This is a genomic window from Cupriavidus sp. UYPR2.512 (assembly GCF_000379565.1).
Taxonomy (GTDB): Bacteria; Pseudomonadota; Gammaproteobacteria; order Burkholderiales; family Burkholderiaceae; genus Cupriavidus.
Genome location: NZ_KB903195.1, coordinates 41,537 through 62,383, shown reverse-complemented (window position 1 = coordinate 62,383; position 20,847 = coordinate 41,537). Strand labels below are relative to the sequence as shown.

Here is a 20,847-nt window from a genome sequence, read left to right as displayed (position 1 = left end):
GCTGAGTCCACGCAGCGGTGCCAACGGTTCCCAGTCGGGCAGGCAGGCCAGCCCAGTCGCTTTCTTCCCGTGCAAAGCGGCGCGCCCGACACCCCATTTCCAGCACGGGATGCGCAGTTTCGCGCACGGGGCGCCATCCATGAGCGTAAGTTTAAGCAAGAAACACTTATTCCAGAGTGCTTTTCCGGTAACGGGTTGTAACGGGTCGGCCGCATGAGCTTCAAAGCCGTGGCCTGGGCCTGGGATCAAAGCCCGGGCGGCCCTCCCGGAAGAAAGTGGGTGCTGACAGGCATTGCTCAGTACGCAGACGAGAACGGCTTTTGCTTTCCGTCGCAACCAAAACTCGCAGGCCGCGTGGGTATGAGCCTGCGCGCTCTGCGCGATCACCTGGATGACCTGGAGAGCGGCGGCTACATCCAACGCAAGCGCCGGTTCCGCCCGGATGGCACGCGCACGACCGATGCCATGTGGCTGAACCTCAGCATGCCCCCAGCGACTTTCCCACTTGAGGAAACGTCTTGCGGCCCTTCGATTTATGAGGGATTCGGCGATGACGACTGCGACGATCAACCGGCAATTTCTGCCTCAGGCAAAAAACAACCACCGGCAATTTCTGCCTCAGGCAAAAAAGGTGCGTTACCACCGGCAGAAAATGCCGGGCATGAACCTGTCATAGAACCTATCAAGAACAAGAAGAAGGTAAACGCGCGAGCCTCGGCTTTGGGCTTCAACCTGGAAACGGGAAAGTTCTCTGGCATCACGCCGCAACTGACGCAGCTATGGTCCGACGCCTATCCGGCGCTCGATCTGCTTCGCGAGATCAACCGGGCAGGGGCATGGCTGGTTGCCAACCCGGCTAACGCCAAATCCAACTACAAGCGATTTCTCACCAACTGGTTCGCTCGGGCACAGGACCGCGCTCCGCGCGCAGCCGGCCATGGCAGCGGGCCACGCTCCACTGACTGGGCGCAAGAGCGCGCCGACACTATCGCCGGGCTGACCGGCAGGAAGCCGACCTATGAACGCACCGATGACGCATTCGACGTTGAAGCCCGCCTCGTCGATTGATTGGCCGGCTGACGCCGTGCCGGAAACTTGGGTGAACAGTCTGTTCGAGAAGATGTCCGCGATGTACGGCTCAAAGTTTGCTGACATGTGGCGCGGAACGGATCTCACGACGGTTCGCCGGTTGTGGGGCGTGGAGTTGGCGCAGTTGTCGCGCGAGGAATTGAGGCAGGGCGTCGCTGCGCTGAAATCGGTCGACGCGCCGCCGACGCTCCCGCGGTTCTTGAAAATCTGCCGCCCTCAGGTCGACTACGACTCGGCACTCTACGAAGCCGCGCAGCAACTGCGCCTCCGCGCCGAAGGTAGGGACGAGTGGACCAACCCCGCCTTCTACTGGGCCGCGATCAAGGTTGGCGAGTTCGAGATGCTCAACTCTTCGCGCGACTCGCTCATCAAGCGCTTCACCGCCGCGCTGGATTCGGTGCTGGCGGGCGGAGTCCAGCCTGTGCCGCCGCGCCTCGTGGCCCTGCCGGCTCCCGGGCAGACCCGCGCGGACCCCGAGCGGGTGAAGGCTGCCGTAGAACAAGTGCGTGCCACCACCAGGGTGCCGGGCAACAAGTTGTGGGCGCAGCGGATTCTGGATCGCCAGAAAGCCGGTGAGAAGCTGGCCTTCATGACGGCGAAGATGGCGCGCAGCGCGCTCGGCATGGCGGACCCGGCTCACGCATGACAGTCACCTGCATCTCCTGCCAGCACTTCACCCTAAAGCCCCGCACGGCCGAGGGTGAGGCGCACTACCGAGCGAGCGACGTAGCCCACGCGCGCATCGGCATGGGGAGGTGCGCGAAGGAAACCCTGGCGCTGCACTGGGAGCCGGCGGAACAGGCGCGCAACTGCGACAAGCACGCGCCGATCGCCGCGGACCAAGCGGCGGCCCGGCGGGATTGGATAAGGAGCAACGCGACATGAACTGTAACGGGATTCAGGTGGGCAAGCTCTATGGCCGTCTGGAGGTAACTGAAATCGAGGGCAAGTATGCGGTCTGCCGGTGTTCGTGCGGGACGCTCAAGCGCATCCTCCAAAGATCAGTTGCGTCCGGAAACACCAAAAGTTGCGGTTGTTTGAAGAGGGAAAAAGCCACTCGAAATGGCGCTCGTAACGCAACTCACTACATGACCGGAACTGCCACATATAAGTCCTGGCAGGGTGCCAAAAGGCGGTGCACCTGCCAAGTCGATAAGAGTTACACCGAGTATGGCGGCCGCGGCATCACGATGTGCGATCGGTGGATGAATTCCTTCGAGAACTTCCTTGCTGATATGGGCGAAAAGCCATCGGGGCTTACGCTTGAGCGTCGTGAGGTGAATGGCCCCTACTCCCCGGAAAACTGCGAGTGGGCTACCCCGACCACGCAGACGCGGAACCGCCGAAACACGATCAGCGTTACCTACATGGGAAGGACAAGGCTGCTCGTGGAGTGGTGCGAGGAGTTGGGATTGGATTACTACAGCGCGCACCGGCGATTGCGACGAGAGGGTAGAAGTCCTGAGGAGGCGTTTAGGCTCGCTCGCTCCTCAGGCTGCGCGCCAGTCCACAACGAACAGCACGAGGAGGTAACCGCATGACCTTGCTGCAGACATTGGCAGTGCTTTCCTTGCTGCTGCCGGCGGGCATGAGCTTCGCCGCGGCGCTGTGGTTCTGGCGCCAGTGGCGCGCGGCGGTGGGTCGGCGGGTGCGGCGCGCGAAGAGGGCGCGGGGATGAGCGAGCCACAGGTTTTGGTGAAGTTCCGTCCTGGCCCCGGCGGCCCGGTAGCGGCGATCGGCTTTAAGGGCAGGGATGCATTTACGCTCGCCTGCAAGACCGGGATCGCCTTTTGCCCGTACTCGGACGGCGGCAATCATCACCGCAACTGGCTGTTCGGCTACGTCAGGGAGTGGGACAAGTGGCCGTGGACGGCGGGAGCGATGGCATGAACAAGCAACTCTTCCGCTTGGTCCACCCGCAGGCCCGCGCCGGCGCAGTGCAGGCCGTCAAGGCTGCGCCTGAGGGCTATGTCGTGACCGTCGCCGAGCCGACGCGCAGCTTAGACCAGAACGCCAAGTTTCATGCGATCTGCTCCGACTTGGGGAAATCTGATGTTGAGTGGGCGGGAAGGCGGAGAAATGCTGCGCAATGGAAGGTGCTCCTTGTGTCGGGCCACGCAATCGCGACAAAGGAGCAAGCGGAAATAGTCCCAGGGTTAGAAGGGGAGTTTGTAAATATCCGGGAAAGTACCGCACTGATGAGCAAAAAGCGCGGGGCAAGTCTTATAGAGTACTCGTTAGTCTTTTGCGTAGATAAAGGGGTTCCTCTTCATGCCTACACCAAAAATATTCTCTGAAGAAGAGTTGCGGGCGAGAAAGAACGCGCGCTCGCGGCAGCGTTATCTTGAAAACAAGGAGAGGCTGCTCGCGCAACAAGCAGAGGCATATAAAAGAAAGTCCTCGGATCCTGAGTTTTTGCGGATAAAGGCCCAGCGTTCGGCGGATTATCGTGCGAGGAACCCCGGGAAAGCAAAGGAGCAGAACGCGAGACGGAGGGCGGCGAACCCGGATTTGGCGAGAGAGCAGTCTCGCGCATGGTTCGCAGCGAACCCAGACAAGAGGGCAGAGTACGAGCACAACAGAAGGGCAAGGAAGCGGCAGAACGGCGGGAAGCTATCTCCCGGAATTAAGAAAAAGCTGTTTGATCTGCAAGGTGGTCATTGCGCATGCTGTCGGGAGAAGTTCAAGATTTCAGATATGCATCTCGACCACATAATCCCTCTCGCGCTAGGGGGTGAAAATTCTGACGATAACGCGCAACTGTTGTGTAAGCCATGCAATCAATCGAAGTATGCGAAACACCCGATCGATTTCATGCAAGAGCGGGGGTTTCTGCTTTGAGTGTGCGCGAACTCATCTTCGCCTTTGGCGCTGAACGCGGGGTCCGGTGGAGCGCGCCGGCCCGCAAAGATTAATTTTCGAGAGGCAGTAGGAGCACTATGCAGCGCAATGACTGGATTGAACGCATCGCCGAGCGCACTGGCGTAACCAAGACCGTGGCCAAGCGCATGCTGACCGCCTACGTCGACGTGGCGGAGGAAGAGATCGCCAACAACGGCCAGGTCCGGCTCTACGCCATGGGCGTGCTGGAGGTGGTCGAGCGCAAGCCGCGCGTGGGGCACAACCCCAAGACGATGGAGCGCATCGAGATCGCGGCCCGCAAGGTGGTGAAGTTCTCGCCGGGCAAGCGCGTGCGCGAGTTCGTGGGGTTCGCCCTGCGCAAGTCCAAGGCGGAGGGCTGAGCCATGACGACAGCGAGCGCAGCCAATCGGGAATGGGCGCGGGTGGATGAGGAATTCCGGCGCAGCACGCGCGCGGCCGAGGAGGCGGCGCTCCTGCCAGTTCTCGATGGCGCGGAGAAGGCCCTCCAGAGCGCCGGCTTCACCGTGGCCGAGCCCGGCGCCACCAAGGACACCAACCCGAAGGACGCCATCGGCGACAAGAAGGTGCCGCTGTGGCTGCTCTCGCCGATCGCCAAGGCCCATTGGGCGCTGGCCCAGTTCGCCGGCATGTGCAAGTACCAAGCCTGGAACTGGCGCGCGGCCGGCGTGCGCAACTCGGTCTATCTGTCGGCCATGCAGCGCCACCTGGACGCCTACATGAGCGGCGAGGAAACGGATCCAGTGGACGGCACGCACCATCTCGGCAACATCATGGCCTGCGCGGCGATCCTGCTGGATGCCAAGGCCGCCGGCAAGCTCACCGACGACCGCCCGCCAATCGTTGGGGTGCGTGACACCTATGAGTTCGTCCAGGCGACGATGGCGGATCTGCGCGAGAAGTACAAGCACATCGCGCAGCGGCCCCACACCATCGCGGACGGTCGCGCGGAGGGCCAGTGATGACGCAGACCCGCCTTGGCTCGCTCTATGAGGCCGTCATCAACGTCGTGATTGGTTTCGGCGTCAATTTCACGGCCAATTTTCTGATTTTCCCGTTGTTTGGCATGCATATATCGCCGGGTGCGAACTTCCTGATGGGGCTGATTTACACGGCCATCTCGATCACGCGCTCCTACGTGATTCGCCGCTGGTTCAATGCCCGGCTGCAGGCCGCAGCGCAGCGCCTGGCCGCGATGTCCGGGGATCAAGCCTGATGGCGCGCTGGAGCCGCAAACAAGCCGCCGAAATCGCCCAGCGCCTGCAGCAGGTCGACGGCGCCTCGGTGGTGCGCGAGCGCCGGAACAAATACGGCGCCAAGAAGACCGCCGTGGATGGGCGCACCTTTGACAGCCAGGGCGAGGCCGCGCGCTACGTTGAGTTGCGCCACCTGGAGCGGGCCGGGCTCATCGAGAACCTGCGCTGCCAAGTGCCATTCGAGCTGCTGCCGGGTACGACCATCAATGGAAAGACGATCCGCCCTTGCTTCTACGTCGCGGATTTCGTCTATCTGGAGGCCGGCGCGGAGGTCATTGAAGACTTTAAGGGCTTCGTGACGGAAGGGTACCGCCAGAAGCGCCACATGATGAAAGTCTTGCGCGGCATCGAGATCCGGGAAACCGGGAAGCGAGTTGCCCGATGAGGTGCCCAGCCTGCGGCGGCGAAACTCGCGTCGTCAACTCCCGCCCGCATCCAGTGAAGAACCGCATCATCCGGCGCCGCGAGTGCTGCAGTTGCCAAGCGCGCTACACCACGGCCGAGGGCCGAATTTCCGAAGTCACCAAGCCAAAGACGAAAAAGGCATGATCGACGCTCCCAATACCCTTGAACGACTGGCCACGGCCATGGGCTCGCGCGACCTGAGCATCAAGCGCGGGACAAGCGATGTCGACTACATCATCGCCCTTGGAATGACTGCGAGGGCCAACTCCGCGGCGAGCGCCATGGTGAACCTGCACCTGGCGCAGAACCCAGCGGCGTACAAGGAAGCCGAGCGCGCCGCTGTGGCGGTCGCCCGGCACCTGAATCTGAAGCGCAGGTGGAAGCTGAAGGTCCGCGACCTGATCCGGATCTCGGGCACGGCCCTGAAATACTACATCTGCCCGGTGTGCCCGCACTGCTTCGGGCGGAAGTTTGACTTATTCCCCGGCACCCAGCGCCTGTCGGACAAGATCTGCCGGCCCTGCCACGGCACCGGGAAGCGCCCCTTGCCCCTCCAGCACGGCCGAGAAATCGCGGAGATCATCGGCGCGCTGGAGAACATCGAGAGGGTGGCGGAGGATGCCGTCCGGACTAAGGTGCGGGGGCGGGTAAGTTAAAAAATACTTACCACGCATAAGTATTTCTTGCATCGATGCCAAATGCTGGCTACGATTCCCCTGTCACAACGCAACACGCAAAGGGGATAGAGAAATGGCGCAACTTCTGGCAACAGTAAAGCAAGTGCACGCGCGTCGTGCCGAATCGATCAAGGGTACTGGCTATGCTGCAAATCGCCTTCGCCACCTTGACGAAACGTTCGTCGACGAGGGTTCCCATTTCTTCAGCATGGGCGGTCCGCTTGACGCTCCGGAACATGTGCCGGCAGGCGGCATCGCCGCGCACCTCATGCGCAACGAATGGCGCGACACGTGGAATGTCCCGGTGCAAATCCTCACTGCTCGCGCCTAACCACAACGCAACACGCACGGGGGATTGAGAAATGAGCAAAGTACTAGCCAAGCGTTACAGCATGTTGCTGGCACGTCGGGGTTCGCTGGACCCGGTAACGAAAGCCATGTATCGCCGTTGCTATGAAATGTACGGCGCAGTTTTTGACGAACTGGCGCGCGGCTTTAGCTTTCTCGTCTGACCACAACCCGCTCGCTCCGGCGGGCAGAAACCCAGGGACAGCCATGCTAGAACTCTACAAACAATGGCGGGCGGCAATGGCTGCACTGAATGTCGAAATTCACGAAACGTGGAATGGCCCCATCAACCTGTTCGCTGACATCGGCAAGGTTGACGGCATCCCGGCTATTGGAGGAGTGTGAAATGGAAAAACAGAAGACTGAGCTCGAGGCGTTTGATGCGTGGTCAGATCGGTGGGTCTGGTTTAGCAAGCAGAGCAAGGATGCGGCCCGAGATGCTTGGATCGCCCGCGCCGCGCTCGCACCGGCTGCGGGAGCACTAGACGAACTGGAGAAAGGCGCCATACAGGACGCGATTGACTCCGTACTGAAAACTCAGCCGCCCGGATGGCCTGTGGTTGTCAACACATTGAAAGCCATCCTCGCCGCCCCGATCGCCGCCGACCAGATGGACTACGCCAACGCGGATGAGTCGCATGGCAAAGCATGGTGGGCCGGCTTCAATGCGGCACGTCTCGATGCGCCATCGCAGGCGCAAGCGCGCGGGATGGTGGGGCAGCCGCGCGAGGATTTGATTTTCGCGTGGGCGGTGTTCGATGGTGAGGGCAGCTACGATCTTCGGCTGTTTGAAGGCAATGAATCATTCCGCCGCGACTACATCAATCGGAATGGCGCCAAATACGCGGACTGGGTGATCCCGCTTGCGCCGTGTGGTGCGAGCGCCTCCATCGCCGCCGACCATATCGAGGCAAACATCGAGGCTGAAATCGCCGCCCAAAGTTCTCGGCGCGCGATCAGGATACCTGCCGACGAACCAAAGGAGGATTGATGATCCTAGAACGAAACCCCATCGACGCCTCCCTGCGCGCAAGCAAGGAGGGCGCGTGATGGCCGTCTATGTGGACGACATGGAAGCCAGCTACGGCCGCATGGTGATGTGCCTACGCGAAAACAAGGAGGGAGCGTGAAGCGCGTCTATGAGGGGGATCGAAAAGAAGCTCGCAGGCAGGCGACACGAAAGTATCGTGAATCCGATCCTGAGCGATCGCGCGCGCAGTGGCGCGAGTACCGAGAGAGAAAGTTGCTCGAGGCGACTGGCGGCCGCGAGAAGCCGGTGCTGATCATGTTCAACAACGGCGACGTGCGCATCGGCGAGCTGCGGTGGGAGCGGCCGACCCACGAGGAATCCCACCAGGCGTTCCGCTACTGGGACGACCCGCACAACGACGGGCAGGACTGGGGGTGGGACGACATCGTGTTCTGGATGCCGATCGCCCCGGGGGTGCCGACGTGAGCAACAACGGTACCGGCACGACAGTGGAGTGCCTGGAATGCGCCTGGCAAGGCGACGAGATCCACACGGACACGCACTACTGTCCGAACTGCGGCGCTGAGTGCATGGATCTGGAAGCTATCTACGGGCCTGACGGCCTGCACCCGGACCCGGAATGGAAATCGAAATGACAGAAGCAGAGAAGATGTTGGCCGCGGCGATCCTCAACGCGGCTGACAAGATCGGCGTGGCCCGGAAGTGGATCCAGAAGGCGGGCACGCACCAGGAGCACTTCGACATCGCCAAGAGCAAGCGGGCGTTGGCAGTGCAGCTCGGCGCCGTTGAGATCGGCCGGGAGGGCTTGGTTGAGATCCTGCGCAAGCGTCGCGCCAGCAAGGAGGGAGCATGACCAAGGACCAGATTCGCGAGATTTTCCTCGCCAACGGATTCACCGTTAAGGAAGGTCAATCCGACCTCAAGCAATACGTGTATGACGCCGCCTATGCGCTGCTGGAGCGCGCCGCACCCCAGCCCGCAGCGGCGGAGTGGATTCCGGTGTCGGAGCGGGCCGCCATCACCCGTCCTTCGGCGGCCTACCCCGCGGAGTCTTAATAAGCGCCTGGTTCAACTCGAACCCCTTGCGGACCACCTGCCCGCAGCACGGGCAGATGACCTTCCCCTTCTTCCTGGCCTGTGCACGGTATACGGCCGTGGGCGTGAGCCCGAATTGCGCTGCGGCCTCATAGGCCGAATGCCCTGGATTGACGGACAGCCAGTCCAGTGCCTGCTGAGTTTTCGATTTCACCATTCTTCTTTTTGGGAGCGGGGCGGGGCGACTCAAACCGTGGCCGGCCTCCACTCCGACCACGGCGAACCGCACCTGAGATGCCCCAGGGTTTAGACAGGACCAATGGCCCAGTACCTTGATGCGCCCACTTAATGGCAGCACGAGCGCCGGCGTACTCGTGCCAGCTATTCAACGTGTGCAATGGGTCTGCGTTGACAGCCTTGTTTTGGTCTGTAGTGAAATTTCCTTAATTCACAAGCCAATTTCAAGGCACTTTCATTTTCTCATGGTTGTCAACGTGCCAATCCCGCCCAACAGGGGGTGGAGGATGCCCACCAACTGCCGTGCCGCCTGGCGCAAGCTCAGCGTGCAAGTGTTGCGCCGAAGCGACGGCAAAAAGAACAGATTCCAAGATTCCTCCCCGTGTTGGTGCAGGCCCTGATGACGGCCTGTTAAGCAAGAAAATCCATTGCTGCACAATGGGTTTCCTAACTATATAACATAAACTGTTAGTGTTTTTGCGATCCCCCCATACGCATGGCTTTTACTCGCCACGGGTATAACTCATTGAAGTTAAAGGCGAAATAAGTTGTTACTGACATTACGATTCCCCTACATAACAGGAACAGCTTGTGTAAAATAACTCGCACATGATCGGCGCTTAGGGCTTCACGCCCAGCCGACGACAAAACGCCAGTGGCATCTACCCTGATGCCCAAGTTGCGCCCAATTTTCGAGCCGGTCCCTCCACCCTGACTCGGAATTGCTGCTTCGGGAGTGGCAGCCTCCACACACTCCCGGTCTATTCGATGGCTCGGCCTGCACCCGAAAGGTGCCGCCGGGCCATTTTCATTTCCAGCTTCCGATGCGGCCGTCCGGCGCCCAGTGCGCACGGGCGCGTCGGAGCTCGTCTGGAGTCGCCATGGACTTCAACACTGCATTCGATCGCTTGCTCGGCTCCGAGGGTGGCTACTCCAATCGGAATCCCAAGGATGACCCGGGCGGCGAAACCAACTGGGGCATTTCGAAGCGCTCCTATCCCAGCCTGAACATCAAGGCCCTGACCCGCGAGGACGCCAGGCGGATCTACGAACGGGATTTCTGGTCGCGCACCAACGCCGACCAGCTCTATCCGTCTGTCGCCTTCCAGACCTTCGACTTCGCCGTGAACAGCGGCATCGAGACCGCGGTGCGCAAGCTGCAGGTGGCGCTGGGCGTCGCCGACGACGGCCATTGGGGCCCGATCACCGCCGCCGCGGCGAAGCGCATGAGCGAGACGGATCAACTGTTCCGCCTGAACGCCGAGCGCCTGGACTTCATGCGCAGGCTCTCCAACTGGGGCGCCAACGCCTCGGGTTGGGCGGGCCGGATCGCGCAGAACCTGCGCTATTGCGCCGTGGATGCCTGACATGCCCTTCATTCCGCTCGCCATGGCCCTGGCCAACTTCGCGCCAGGCATCATCAAGCTGCTCACGGGCAGCGACAAGGCTGAAGACGTCGCCGCGCACGTGGTTGGCATCGCGCAGACCGTAACGGGCACCGCCGATGGTGACGCCGCGCTCGCCGCGCTCAAAGCCGATCCCGCCAAGGTGCTTGAGTTCCAGCAGACCATGAGCGCCCAGCAGGCGGACATGGAGAAGGCGTATCTCGACGACGTCGCCAACGCCCGCGCCATGCAGGTAGCCGCGCTGGGCCAGGAAGACCTGTTCTCCAAGCGCTTCGTCTACTACTTCGCCACCGCCTGGAGCCTGTTCTCCATGGCGTTCTTCAGCGCCGTGACGTTCTTCCCGCCCGAGGGCTTCGGCCAGCGGATCGCGGACACGATCCTCGGCGTGCTGGTGTCGACCATCATTACCGGCATCTTCCACTACCTGTACGGCAGCACCCGCGGCTCGCAGGCCAAGAGCGAGCTGCTGGCGCGCGCAGGGGAGAAGGCATGAGCGACGAGGCCCAAATGCAGGCGCACGAGTTGCGCATCCGCGCCGTGGAGGGTGCCGTCGAGAAGATCGCCGACTCCATGCAGCAGCTCGTCCGCCTGGAGGAGCGCCACGCCGAGACCCGCCTGGGCCTTGACCGCGCCTTCGTGGCCATCGAGCGCCGCAAGGAAGAGAACGAGAGGCTGGCTGAGCGCGTCGCCAAGATTGAGCGCGACATGCCCGGGCTGATCGAATCCCGCAAGTGGATGGTGATGGGCATTCTGGCCACCATTGGCTTTGTGGGCGTCGGCCTGCTGGCGCTCGTGGTGAAGCACTGAGGTTAGCTATGGCTGCAGGCTTTGACCATATCCGCAACGTCCTTCTGAGCCGCGGCGAGAAGTCGCTCGTGGCGACGATCCAGATGCGTATCTTCGCGGACGGCGGCTGCGCCTTTGTCGATGAGGGCATCCCGGAATTCTCTGTTGCTGAACGTGAGTTTCCCTTGCCGCGCGGCCGTGCCGACTTGGCGCTGTTCCATGACGACGGTACGGCCACGGTGGTCGAAGCCAAGGATGGCGGGTGTGGCGTGCGCGATGTGGTGGCAGGCATCGGCCAGGTTGTCTGCTATGCCACGCAGATGGGGATGTCGACCGGTGCGCCCAAGAAGGTGCGCAAGGTGCTGATGTTCTCGTCTACCGGCAATGAGCAGGATGACCAGTTGATCGAGATGTCGTGTCGTGCGGCGGATGTGCTTCCCGTGTACTTCCCGCACATCAAGCAGACCAAGACGCTGTTCAAGCTGCTGCTGGTCACCCAACTGATCGCTGAGCGCGAGAAGGCGGATCGTGGCTAAGCCGAAGCGTGACATCGACTGGGATGCGATCTACAAGGACTATCGCCCCAATGTGAAGTCTGTGCGCCAGATTGCCAAGGAACATGGCATCTCGCACACGGCAATCCAGAAGTATGCGGAGGCCAACCACTGGCAGCGCGACCTCGCCAAGAAAACCAACGAGCGCGCGGCAGATTTGCTTGCCAGAGATATTGTTGCCACGGAGGTTGCCAGGCTCCCCCGGGGTGGCAAGTCGGCAACCGAGCGCGCCTCGGAGGAGGAGATTGTCCAGGGCGGCGCCGAGGTCAAGGTTGCTGTCCAGCGCGAGCACCGCAAGGACATTGGCCGGTTGCGTCGCATCGCCAATACCATCGCCGACGAGCTTGAGGCGCTGACCGAGAGCAAGGAAGAGTACGAGCGGGCCGCCGAGATGTTGGCTGCCGGTGATGAGGTCGGCACGGCGAAAGCGTTGCAGCGCGCCATCAGCCTGCCGAGCCGCGTTTCCTCGCTGGAGAGCATGTCGCGGACGCAGGCGACCTTGATCAAGCTGGAGCGCGAAGCCTTTGGCATCGATGCGAAGGACAAGGAAGAGTCGCCGCTCGAAAAGCTCCTCCGCGAAGTCAGCCTTTCCGAGGCGTCCGAGTAAGTGGCGGTCCTCAGCACCGAGGCGCAGCTCATCAAGAAGCTGCGGGACGAGTTTCGCATCTACGCGCCGCACTGCCTCAAGATCCTCGACAAGGTTGGCACCAAGCGCCCGTTTGTGCTGAACCGGGCGCAGCAGTACATCCACGAACTGATCGAGAAGCAACTGCGCGAGACCGGCAAGGTCCGTGTGCTGATTCTCAAGGGGCGGCAGCAGGGCGCTTCGACCTACATTGCCGGTCGCTTCTATTGGAAGACCAGCATGGCGCAGGGGCGCCGGGCCTTCATCGTCGCTCACGAGCAGAAGGCGACGGACAACCTGTTCGGGATGGTCAAGCGCTATCACGAGCACAACCCGTTGCCGCCGAGCACGGGCGCGACGAACGCCAAGGAACTGGTGTTCGATGTGCTGGATTCTGGCTACAAGCTGGCCACGGCCGGCACGCAGGACGTAGGGCGCTCGAACACGGCGCAGTTGCTGCACGGCTCTGAGTTTGGCTTCTGGCAGAACGCCGCGATGCACCTGGCGGGTATCGGCAACACCGTGGCGGACGCCGCGGGGACCGAGATCATCCTCGAGTCGACGGCCAACGGCATCGGCAATCAGTTTCATGCCATGTGGCAGGACGCCGAAAAGGGCGACGGCGAATGGCTGGCCATCTTCGTGCCCTGGTTCTGGCAGGACGAATACCGCGCGCCGCTGCAGGCCAATTTCGAGCTGAGCAAGGACGAACTGGAATACCAGACGGCCTACGGGCTGGACATGGAGCAGATGCAGTGGCGCCGGAACAAGATCCGGACCTACGGCGAAGGCATGGCCTGGCTGTTCGATCAGGAATACCCGGCGGTGCCGTCGCTCGCGTTCCAGTCCTCGACGGCCAACCCGCTGATTCCGCCGACGATGGTCGCGCGTGCCGTGAACTCCGACTTCATCGAGAGTCCGCGCGCCGTGACGGTCATTGGCTGCGACCCGGCTGAGTACGGCGACGACCGCACTGCCATCTGTTTCCGCCGCGGCCGGATGGTCACGCGCATCGAGACGCACAAGAAGAAGGGCACGATGGAAATCGCCGGCATGCTGGCTGATCTCTATCGGTCCCGCGAGCCAGACGCGCTCTTTGTCGACAAGATCGGCATCGGCTCCGGCATCGTGGACCGCCTGAAGGAACTGAACATTCCCGTTATCGGCGTCAACTCCGCCGAGAAGCCGGCGCGCACCGACGTCTACGCGAATCTGCGCGCCGAGATGTGGTGGACGATGAAAGAGTGGCTGGAGGACGTTCCCTGCCGGCTGCCCAATTCGTCGGAACTGATGTCCGACCTGTCCGCCCCGGGCTGGAAGCACAACTCCAACGGCCTGAAGCTGGTGGAGAGCAAAGACGACATGCGCAAGCGCGGCATCCGGTCTCCTGACCTTGCCGATGCGCTCGCACTCACCTTCGCCCGTCCGGTCATTCCCCGCAACGCCGGCAATGACGCATGGGGCGGCAGCAGCGGCCACGCCGCGGCATCGACCGCTGGATACTGAGGCTTAGCCTATGCAAGAAGACCTGATGCTGGACGACGAGCCGCTTGCGGCGCCCGTGTCCGCGCACCCTCGTGATAATCCGCCGGTACCGAGCCAGGATCAAGTGGCCTATGCCGAGGCAGCCGAGAGCGCTTTCGATGACGCTGCGCCGACGCCTTCGTTCGAGCAACTGGCGGCCATCGGCCCGAAGCTGCTGGCCGAGTTCAACCAGGCCAGGATCGAGCGCCAGCTCACGGAAGAGCGCTGGCTGCGCGACCTGCGTCAGTACAAGGGGATCTACGATCCCGAAGTCATCGCCAATCTGGACAAGAACCGCTCCAAGGCGTTTGTCCGCAAGACTCGCGTGAAGGTCAAGACGGTCGATGCACGCATCACCGATCTGCTGTTTCCGGCCAACGCGCAACGAAACTGGTCCATCGAGCCAACCCCGAGTCCGACCGTAGCGCCGGAGCAGCGACAAGAGTTCGCTGCACTTCTCAAGGCTTCGATGGGCCAGCCCCCTAATGAGGACCAGCTTGACGAGGCGGTGCGCCAATCGTGCGCCAAGGCCTCCTCGAAGATGGCGGCCCTCATTGATGACCAACTGATCGAGGCGCGCTACAAGGCGCAGGCCAAGAAGGTCATCCACAGCGGCAACCTGTACGGTACGGGCGTGCTGAAGGCGCCCCTGGTTGAGCGCAAGGTGCGTCAGCGCTTTGTGCGGGAAACCAAGAAGGACGAGAAGACGGGCAAGGTCAGCTATTGCTGGGTGATGAAGACCGAGACGTACATCGCCCCGTTCGTGGACTACGTGCCACTGTGGCACTTCTACCCGGACATGAGCTCGACCGAACTGGAGTCGTGCCGGTACGTCTACGAACTGCACCCGATGACGCGCACGGAACTGCTGGACCTGTCCAGGCGCCGCAAGTTCGACAAGAAGAAGATCCGCGAGTACATCGAATCGCGTCCGGATGGCGCCGCCGAGGCGCGGCCCTTCGACGTGGAACTGCGCTCCATGGGCGATCGGGAAGCCTCCGCCATTGCCGACCGCACCGGCAAGTACGACGTGCTGGAGCGCTGGGGCTGGATCGATGGCGCCTCGCTGCGCGAATGCGGCGTGGAAGTGCCCGACGAGCGCTTGATCGAGACGTTCTTCACGAATATCTGGCTGCTGCCCACGGGCGACGTCATCAAGGCGAGCATCCAGCCGATCGCCGGCGTGCTGTGGCCGTACCACATCTACTACCTGGACAAGGACGAGACCAGCATCTTTGGCGAGGGTATCGCCACGATCATGCGTGACGACCAGGACATGCTCAATGCGAGCGTGCGCATGATGCTGGACAACGCGGCCATCACGGCGGGCCCGCAGATCGAGGCGAACACCGGCCTGCTGAATCCCGGGCAGGATCCGCGTGACATTCGTCCGTTCAAGGTCTGGACGCGCTCCAATGAGAACGCAGTGGCACCGGCCCTGCGCGTCTACACCATCCCGAACAGCATCACCGAGTTGAACCAGCTCGCCACCATGTTCGAGAACAACGCCGACGAGACGACGGCGGTGCCGAAGTACGTCACTGGCGACAACCCGACGGCCGGTGCTGCCGGTACCGCTTCGGGCCTCTCGATGCTGATGGGCAATAGCTCCATCGTCTTCAAGGATCAGGTCAGCAACTACGACGAGGGCGTGACAGTCCCGTTCATCACCGCGCTGTACCGCTGGAACATGCAGTTCAGCAAGGACGACGAAGTCAAGGGCGACTACGACATCAAGGCAACCGGCGCCGCGTCGCTGGTGGCCAAGGAAGTGCGGGCGCAGCAACTGCAAGCCTTCGGTGTCGCCACCGGCAACCCGATGGATGCACCGTTCGTGAAGCGCGACGAACTCCTGCGTCAACAGGCCGAGGCCCTGGACTTGACTGGTGTGGTCAAGACCAAGGAAGAGGTGGAGGGCGAGCAGAACAACGAAGCGGCGCAGATGCAGCAGAAGCTGGCCGAGGCACAAGCCGCTGCAGTACTGGCGCAGGCTCAGGCGACTGCCGCGAAGCTCAATGCCGACGCCGAGCGTCTGATGCGCCAGGCGCAGCACATGCTGGCCGAATCCGCACGCGTCCGCGCCGTGACGCAGCAGGTTGAGGTCGAGACCGCCGCCCGCGCGCTGGAAGCCGGTGCGATCGCCACGGCCAACCCCCATGCAGCGGCAGCAGGCGACGAGATCCTGCAGCACGCCGAGCAGAAGACCGACGAAGCGCTGGCCACCATCGCGCAGATGCAAGGCACGACGCCGCAGGCCCAGCCCGGGCAGCCCGCCCCTGAACAGCCGCAGCAACCGCAGCAGGCCCCGCAATGACCGATCCCCGTGAAGTCGCCATGGACGCCGCGCGCGAGCTGCAGGGCTTTGCCCGCTCGCAAGCCGCCCTGGCGCTGCTGAATCTGCTCGATGCCATGGATGCGGTCTACCACGACGAACTGCGCATTGTGCTGCCCGAGAAGCTGGCGCGCACGCAAGGCGCCGCGGCCCAACTGCGCGCCCTGCGCCGGGTGCTGACGGATCAGGAAGAAGCGCCGTTCCCCAAGGTTTGAAGGTTTGACCCCTGCGCCAAGCAGGACAGTTGAAGCCGGGCACTCCCCGGCTTTTTTGTTGAAAAGCCGACGGAGATAACCAGATGGCAAAGCAAGACGAAGACTTCAACACCGCGTTCAACGAAGACCAGGCGCCCGCCGCGGCGCCGTCGGAAGACGAGGCTTTCGGCATCATGCCGCCCGAGGAAGTGCCGGCCGGTGATGGCGATAACGCAAGCGGCGATGCTCCGGCTGTAGTCGCTGTCGATGCGCCTGCTGCTGATGCTGCTCCGGCTGCCGACGCCGCACCTGCCGCTGACGCGCAGAGCGAAGCCGACGCCCAGCGCGAGCGCTCGTGGGAAGGGCGCCTCAAGGCCCGTGAAACCGAACTGGCGCAGCGTGCGGCCGAACTGGATGCCCGCGAAGCTGCCATGCAGCCTGCCGGCGGTGAAGGTGGCGATCAGCCGACCATCGAAATCGACGTAGCCGGCGAAGGCGAGGGCGAGGGCGAGCCCGAGGACGTGAAGACCGCGATCGCGCAGATGACCGAGGACTTTGGTCCCGAGTTCGTGGAGTCGATCAAGAAGATCGCCATGCACTTCGGCGGCCGCGCCGCGGGTGATTCCGTGGGCGCGGTGAACAAGAACATCGATGACCTGGTTGCCGGCATCAAGGACAACGCCGTGCGCGATCACTTCGAGCGAATCCTCGACCGCCACGGCGACTTCTTCGACACCTACCAGTCGCCCGAGTTCGGCGCCTGGCGCGATGGTCTGCCGGAAGGTGACAAGGCTGACGCCATGCGCATCGAAGCCACCGGCACCGCACGCGAAGTGAATGGTCTGCTGGACCGCTTCAAGAAGGCCAACGAAGCCGGCGCCGCCCAGGCTGACACCCGCGCACCGGCCGACATGAAGCCCGACAACGCCACCGAGAACGCTGGCGTGGAGGAAACGGACCCGTGGGATGACGCTGCCGATGCCGAGGGCGTGCGCTCGTCGGGCCTGCGCCTGCCGGCCGATGTCGCCCCGTCGGGCAACGACGACTTCCTCAGGGCCTTCAACGAGGCCTGATCTTCAAGGAACCCAACATGACCACCACAATCACCATTTCCCACGGCAATCCGCACGCCGACCACGCCATCGTGGTCACCAGCGAAGCCGGCGGCGAGCAGCGCATCGAGCCGGGCCAGGCGGCCCAATTCCACGTCTACGCGGGCAACGACCTGCATATCGCCGAGGTCGCGCTGGAAACTGCGCCCGAGCCGGTGACGCTGCAGTCGTTCTCGCTGGCTGCCGTCGGGCAGGGAGTGACCGACGAACCGGCCGAGCTTCCGGAAACTGAGCCGTCGGAGCACGTGCTCACCACGTCCGCGAGCCTGGAGGGCTCCGCACAAGCCTCCGCTGAGGCCGCTTCCGCTTCTGCCGCTGCAGCCGCAGCTTCAGCCACGCAGGCCATCGCCGAATAAGGAGCGAACCATGAGCTATTCGATTGGCGTTGTCGCCGAAACCAAGGAAGCCGCCAAGGCCGCCATCGCCGCCAAGTTCGATGCGGATGTCGTGGCGCACCAGCCCGTGCATGCGCGCGATCGCGCCGCCGTGCTGGCCAATGTCGACGCGGCCCTGAGCCTGCTGGCCGACGACGACAGCAAGGACGTGTCGGTCTCGGTCAACGGGTACGTGTCCTGGCAAACGCCTGAGCCGCAGGACGTGGTGCCACTGACATCGGTGGGCATCACTGCCGGCGTGGGCTACGTCGCGCGCAAGGCCGTCGAGTAAGCCATGACGCTCGAGCAATTCGCCTACTGGCTGCAAGGCTTCGCCGAGCTGACCGGCGACACGCCGCCTACGCCGGAGCAGTGGAAGTCCATCCGCGAGCATCTGGCGACGGTCTTCAACAAGGTGACGCCAGCCGTCCGAACGCCGCCGGTCATTGGGCCGGCAATCGCGGAGCCGGCGACGAGGCCTCTGCCGGATGCATGGCCGTCGCGGCAGTGGACTCCGCATTACCTGCTGGCACCCAACCCCGGCACCGGCGTCGCCCCGGGAGCCCCTGGCACGCTCATCTGCTAGTGCTCATGGCCGTAAGAATCGGCTAAACCCTCCCGCTTTCTGCGGCAGTCCCGCAGCACAGACTGCCTCCCCTGCGTGCCGGTGCGCAGGGCAAGCAAATCACCGGCAACCGCTTCCCCGCCAGCGTCAACGGCGGAACCTGGAGCCAGCAACACCGATTGCGCAGGCCAACGCCGCGATACGCCGCAAGGCGCCGCACATGGCGAACGGACTGCATACGAAAGGTGCGCGCTCCTTTCACGGCCTCGTCTGAGCCGGCGGATTCATCGCCCGGCCGCGGCGAATGCTGACTCGAAGTCCATCCCCTCGATTCATCTCCTGAAAGGAAACCCACCATGGCACAAACTGCCTACGGCGATATTTCGCCCCGTACCGCCGCCTATGCGTCGAAAGACCTGCTGAAGCGCGGCATCCCGTTCCTGGTCATCGAGAAGTTCGGCCAGGCCAAGCCGCTGCCGGCGAACCACTCGAAGACCATCGTCTTCCGTCGCTACAACGCGCTGCCGACCACGCCGGTTGCGCTGACCGAAGGCGTGACCCCCGCTGGTCAGACCCTCAACTCGACCGACGTATCGCTCACGCTCTCGCAGTACGGCGATAAAACGACTATCACCGACATCGTGCAGGACACGCACGAAGATCCGGTGCTGGCGGAAGCCACCGAACTGCTGGGCGAGCAGGCCGCTCAGATCGTGGAGAAGGTCCGCTTCGGCGTGCTAAAGGCTGGCACGAATGTTCAATATGCGAATGGCGCCTCGCGCGCTGCGGTGAACACCCCGATCTCGCTGACCCTGCAGCGTCGCGCCACCCGCGCGCTGAAGCGTCAGAACGGCCGCCCGATCACCAAGATCGTGCGCTCGACGCCGAGCTTCGGCACGGAGAACGTGGCGCCGGCCTACATCGCGCTGGTCCACCCCGATCTGGAATCGGACATCCGCGGTCTGGCGGGCTTCACCCCGGCCGAGAAGTACGGCTCGATCACGCCGTACGAGAACGAGCTGGGCAAGGTGGAAGACGTGCGTTACGTGACGTCGACCATATTCGAGCCGTGGCTGTCGGCTGGCGGCGCCCCGGGCACGATGCTGTCGGGCAACACGACCAACGCGGACGTGTACCCGGTGCTGTTCCTGGCCGCCAACGCCTACGGCATCGTGGCGCTGAAGGGCGCGTTCGCCATCACCCCGATGGTCGTCAACGCCAAGCCGTCGGACTCGGATCCGCTGGCGCAACGTGGCCACGTGGCCTGGAAAACTATGCAGGGGGCTATCCTCTTGCAGGACCTTTGGCTCTGCCGGGGAGAGGTCGCCTGCACGGCATAAGGTGTTGTATCCATGCGTCTTGAAGCATAAAGGCGCGTGACATAAGATTCCCTCCGCCTGCAATGGTGGAGGGAATCTGTGGCGGAAGAGAAGGCCCCGAAAGGGAAAATTGAACGTCAGTGCAAGACGTGCGGAGCGGCCTTTTATGTTGCCAGGCCAGGCGATCCGAAGCTGAATTGCTCGAACGCGTGCAGGTATAAGCCGCGCCGTCCGGAGTTGCATCGTGAATGCGCCCACTGCGGCGTGACGTTCCGCGTCGACCCAACGGCGCGAGCGGGCCTGTACTGCTCGAAGGCATGCTGGCACGTGGTACAGAACCGCCGGGTTGAGCGTGAGTGCAAAACATGTGGCACCAAGTTCCGGCCCAAGGCGAGCGACAAGGGGGATTACTGCTCAAAGGCGTGCATGTATGCGCGCAACAAGGCAGCAACGACTCGTGATTGTGAGGCGTGCGGGAAGGAGTTCAGTCTGCCTCCGAGCCTCAGTCATGTTCGCACCTGCTCGCTTGAGTGTGGCTACAAGATTCGCAAGGCCTACAACGGCCGCGATGGCGAGATTCAGACGCTCACATGCAAATGGTGCGGCAAGCAGTTTAGGGAACATGAGTGCCACGCTGGCCGGCGAATCTACTGCTCCCATGAGTGTCGTGGTGCCGATCCCGATGCGATCGCAAGGCGGTCAGCGAGAATGATCGGTGACAAGAACCCCATGTGGACAGGTGAGGGTCGTGTCTTTGTATCCGCAACTGGCAAGAGATACACCCGTCAGTCCGCGGAGAAGGAGAACGAGAAACTGGCGCGGCGCCGTGCTGCCAAACGCAATGCTGCAGTCGCATGGGCAAACCTTGTGAAGGTTCGACGGTTCTACGCCGAGGCGCAATGCATCTCGAAGCAGACCGGCATCGTTCACCACGTCGACCACATCGTGCCGTTGATAAGCAAGATCGTCTGCGGCCTGCATAACGAGTTCAACCTGCAGGTTCTTTCCGGGCCTGACAACCTGAGAAAGCACAACAGGCACTGGCCTGACATGCCGTAACCCCAAGCCCCGCTCCTGCGGGGTTTTTCATTTCCGCTTCACCCACCAAGCCCGCGCAAGCGGGTTTTTTCATTGACGA

Annotated in this window: 33 protein-coding genes; all 33 read left to right on the top strand. The window is 62.7% G+C overall.

Going from position 1 to position 20,847, the window contains the following annotated elements; genetic code table 11:
- The first annotated feature begins 213 nt into the window (after positions 1-213).
- Positions 214-1,068: a helix-turn-helix domain-containing protein gene (locus A3A5_RS43845; protein ID WP_157637387.1), complete on the top strand. Its 855-nt coding sequence runs from the start codon at positions 214-216 to the stop codon at positions 1,066-1,068.
- A complete protein-coding gene (locus A3A5_RS40475) occupies positions 1,019-1,735 on the top strand; it encodes a hypothetical protein (protein WP_157637386.1) in 717 nt (238 codons plus the stop codon). Before A3A5_RS43845 ends, A3A5_RS40475 begins: the two co-directional genes overlap by 50 nt.
- Positions 1,736-2,626: 891 nt before the next feature.
- Positions 2,627-2,767: a hypothetical protein gene (locus A3A5_RS43840; RefSeq protein WP_018315031.1), complete on the top strand. Its 141-nt coding sequence runs from the start codon at positions 2,627-2,629 to the stop codon at positions 2,765-2,767.
- Entirely contained in the window at positions 2,764-2,979 is a 216-nt protein-coding gene (locus A3A5_RS0134725; protein ID WP_018315030.1) for a hypothetical protein, read from the top strand. The genes A3A5_RS43840 and A3A5_RS0134725 overlap by 4 nt, the downstream gene beginning before the upstream one ends.
- A complete protein-coding gene (locus tag A3A5_RS0134720; protein ID WP_018315029.1) occupies positions 2,976-3,386 on the top strand; it encodes a recombination protein NinB in 411 nt (136 codons plus the stop codon). Before A3A5_RS0134725 ends, A3A5_RS0134720 begins: the two co-directional genes overlap by 4 nt.
- A complete protein-coding gene (locus A3A5_RS42630) occupies positions 3,361-3,930 on the top strand; it encodes an HNH endonuclease (RefSeq protein WP_081624059.1) in 570 nt (189 codons plus the stop codon). The genes A3A5_RS0134720 and A3A5_RS42630 overlap by 26 nt, the downstream gene beginning before the upstream one ends.
- A gap of 98 nt (positions 3,931-4,028) precedes the next feature.
- Entirely contained in the window at positions 4,029-4,331 is a 303-nt protein-coding gene (locus tag A3A5_RS0134710) for an HU family DNA-binding protein (protein WP_018315028.1), read from the top strand.
- 3 nt (positions 4,332-4,334) lie between these two features.
- Positions 4,335-4,931 carry a dATP/dGTP diphosphohydrolase domain-containing protein gene (locus A3A5_RS40470; RefSeq protein ID WP_018315027.1) on the top strand — a complete coding sequence of 199 codons (597 nt, stop codon included), beginning with the start codon at positions 4,335-4,337 and terminating at the stop codon, positions 4,929-4,931.
- Entirely contained in the window at positions 4,931-5,185 is a 255-nt protein-coding gene (locus A3A5_RS0134700) for a hypothetical protein (protein ID WP_035814330.1), read from the top strand. Before A3A5_RS40470 ends, A3A5_RS0134700 begins: the two co-directional genes overlap by 1 nt.
- Positions 5,185-5,610 (top strand): DUF1064 domain-containing protein, encoded by a 426-nt coding sequence (locus A3A5_RS0134695; protein WP_018315025.1) that lies wholly within the window; start codon positions 5,185-5,187, stop codon positions 5,608-5,610. The genes A3A5_RS0134700 and A3A5_RS0134695 overlap by 1 nt, the downstream gene beginning before the upstream one ends.
- 160 nt (positions 5,611-5,770) lie before the next feature.
- Positions 5,771-6,286, top strand: coding sequence for a hypothetical protein (locus A3A5_RS0134685; RefSeq protein ID WP_018315024.1), 516 nt, complete (start codon positions 5,771-5,773; stop codon positions 6,284-6,286).
- Positions 6,287-6,380: 94 nt separating this feature from the next.
- The gene (locus tag A3A5_RS0134680; protein ID WP_157637385.1) at positions 6,381-6,638 is read left to right on the top strand and encodes a hypothetical protein; all 258 of its coding nucleotides are present in this window, start codon (positions 6,381-6,383) and stop codon (positions 6,636-6,638) included.
- A gap of 31 nt (positions 6,639-6,669) precedes the next feature.
- Positions 6,670-6,819 carry a hypothetical protein gene (locus A3A5_RS43835; RefSeq protein WP_157637384.1) on the top strand — a complete coding sequence of 50 codons (150 nt, stop codon included), beginning with the start codon at positions 6,670-6,672 and terminating at the stop codon, positions 6,817-6,819.
- A gap of 43 nt (positions 6,820-6,862) precedes the next feature.
- A complete protein-coding gene (locus tag A3A5_RS43830) occupies positions 6,863-7,000 on the top strand; it encodes a hypothetical protein (RefSeq protein ID WP_157637383.1) in 138 nt (45 codons plus the stop codon).
- A 1-nt stretch (position 7,001) separates the two neighbouring features.
- Complete coding sequence (locus A3A5_RS0134675; RefSeq protein ID WP_018315022.1) at positions 7,002-7,646, top strand: hypothetical protein; 645 nt, start codon at positions 7,002-7,004, stop codon at positions 7,644-7,646.
- Positions 7,647-7,781: 135 nt separating this feature from the next.
- Positions 7,782-8,111, top strand: a complete 330-nt coding sequence (locus A3A5_RS0134665) for a hypothetical protein (protein ID WP_026201428.1) — start codon at positions 7,782-7,784, stop codon at positions 8,109-8,111.
- Positions 8,108-8,281, top strand: a complete 174-nt coding sequence (locus A3A5_RS43825; RefSeq protein ID WP_157637382.1) for a hypothetical protein — start codon at positions 8,108-8,110, stop codon at positions 8,279-8,281. Before A3A5_RS0134665 ends, A3A5_RS43825 begins: the two co-directional genes overlap by 4 nt.
- Positions 8,266-8,499, top strand: a complete 234-nt coding sequence (locus A3A5_RS39920; RefSeq protein ID WP_051108611.1) for a DUF4031 domain-containing protein — start codon at positions 8,266-8,268, stop codon at positions 8,497-8,499. Before A3A5_RS43825 ends, A3A5_RS39920 begins: the two co-directional genes overlap by 16 nt.
- Positions 8,496-8,702 carry a hypothetical protein gene (locus tag A3A5_RS0134655; protein WP_018315019.1) on the top strand — a complete coding sequence of 69 codons (207 nt, stop codon included), beginning with the start codon at positions 8,496-8,498 and terminating at the stop codon, positions 8,700-8,702. The genes A3A5_RS39920 and A3A5_RS0134655 overlap by 4 nt, the downstream gene beginning before the upstream one ends.
- A gap of 1,097 nt (positions 8,703-9,799) precedes the next feature.
- A complete protein-coding gene (locus A3A5_RS0134650; RefSeq protein WP_018315018.1) occupies positions 9,800-10,285 on the top strand; it encodes a glycoside hydrolase family 108 protein in 486 nt (161 codons plus the stop codon).
- Between the two features lies 1 nt (position 10,286).
- Positions 10,287-10,817 (top strand): hypothetical protein, encoded by a 531-nt coding sequence (locus tag A3A5_RS39915; RefSeq protein WP_035814327.1) that lies wholly within the window; start codon positions 10,287-10,289, stop codon positions 10,815-10,817.
- Complete coding sequence (locus tag A3A5_RS0134640) at positions 10,814-11,131, top strand: hypothetical protein (RefSeq protein WP_018315016.1); 318 nt, start codon at positions 10,814-10,816, stop codon at positions 11,129-11,131. The genes A3A5_RS39915 and A3A5_RS0134640 overlap by 4 nt, the downstream gene beginning before the upstream one ends.
- 8 nt (positions 11,132-11,139) lie before the next feature.
- Positions 11,140-11,646: a hypothetical protein gene (locus A3A5_RS40465; protein WP_018315015.1), complete on the top strand. Its 507-nt coding sequence runs from the start codon at positions 11,140-11,142 to the stop codon at positions 11,644-11,646.
- The gene (locus tag A3A5_RS0134630) at positions 11,639-12,271 is read left to right on the top strand and encodes a hypothetical protein (RefSeq protein ID WP_018315014.1); all 633 of its coding nucleotides are present in this window, start codon (positions 11,639-11,641) and stop codon (positions 12,269-12,271) included. The genes A3A5_RS40465 and A3A5_RS0134630 overlap by 8 nt, the downstream gene beginning before the upstream one ends.
- Entirely contained in the window at positions 12,272-13,795 is a 1,524-nt protein-coding gene (locus tag A3A5_RS39905) for a hypothetical protein (protein WP_018315013.1), read from the top strand. It begins immediately after the preceding gene.
- A gap of 10 nt (positions 13,796-13,805) precedes the next feature.
- On the top strand, positions 13,806-16,127 hold the full coding sequence (locus A3A5_RS0134620; protein WP_018315012.1) for a hypothetical protein: 2,322 nt from the start codon (positions 13,806-13,808) through the stop codon (positions 16,125-16,127).
- Positions 16,124-16,360 carry a hypothetical protein gene (locus tag A3A5_RS0134615; protein WP_018315011.1) on the top strand — a complete coding sequence of 79 codons (237 nt, stop codon included), beginning with the start codon at positions 16,124-16,126 and terminating at the stop codon, positions 16,358-16,360. Before A3A5_RS0134620 ends, A3A5_RS0134615 begins: the two co-directional genes overlap by 4 nt.
- A gap of 83 nt (positions 16,361-16,443) precedes the next feature.
- A complete protein-coding gene (locus tag A3A5_RS44235) occupies positions 16,444-17,412 on the top strand; it encodes a hypothetical protein (RefSeq protein WP_018315010.1) in 969 nt (322 codons plus the stop codon).
- A gap of 17 nt (positions 17,413-17,429) precedes the next feature.
- Positions 17,430-17,807 (top strand): hypothetical protein, encoded by a 378-nt coding sequence (locus A3A5_RS0134605; protein WP_018315009.1) that lies wholly within the window; start codon positions 17,430-17,432, stop codon positions 17,805-17,807.
- Between the two features lie 10 nt (positions 17,808-17,817).
- Positions 17,818-18,117: a hypothetical protein gene (locus tag A3A5_RS0134600; RefSeq protein WP_018315008.1), complete on the top strand. Its 300-nt coding sequence runs from the start codon at positions 17,818-17,820 to the stop codon at positions 18,115-18,117.
- A gap of 3 nt (positions 18,118-18,120) precedes the next feature.
- Complete coding sequence (locus tag A3A5_RS0134595) at positions 18,121-18,411, top strand: hypothetical protein (protein WP_018315007.1); 291 nt, start codon at positions 18,121-18,123, stop codon at positions 18,409-18,411.
- A 335-nt stretch (positions 18,412-18,746) separates the two neighbouring features.
- On the top strand, positions 18,747-19,730 hold the full coding sequence (locus tag A3A5_RS0134590) for a N4-gp56 family major capsid protein (RefSeq protein ID WP_018315006.1): 984 nt from the start codon (positions 18,747-18,749) through the stop codon (positions 19,728-19,730).
- Positions 19,731-20,135: 405 nt separating this feature from the next.
- Positions 20,136-20,768 (top strand): hypothetical protein, encoded by a 633-nt coding sequence (locus A3A5_RS43820; protein ID WP_198293201.1) that lies wholly within the window; start codon positions 20,136-20,138, stop codon positions 20,766-20,768.
- The last annotated feature ends 79 nt before the right edge of the window (positions 20,769-20,847 follow it).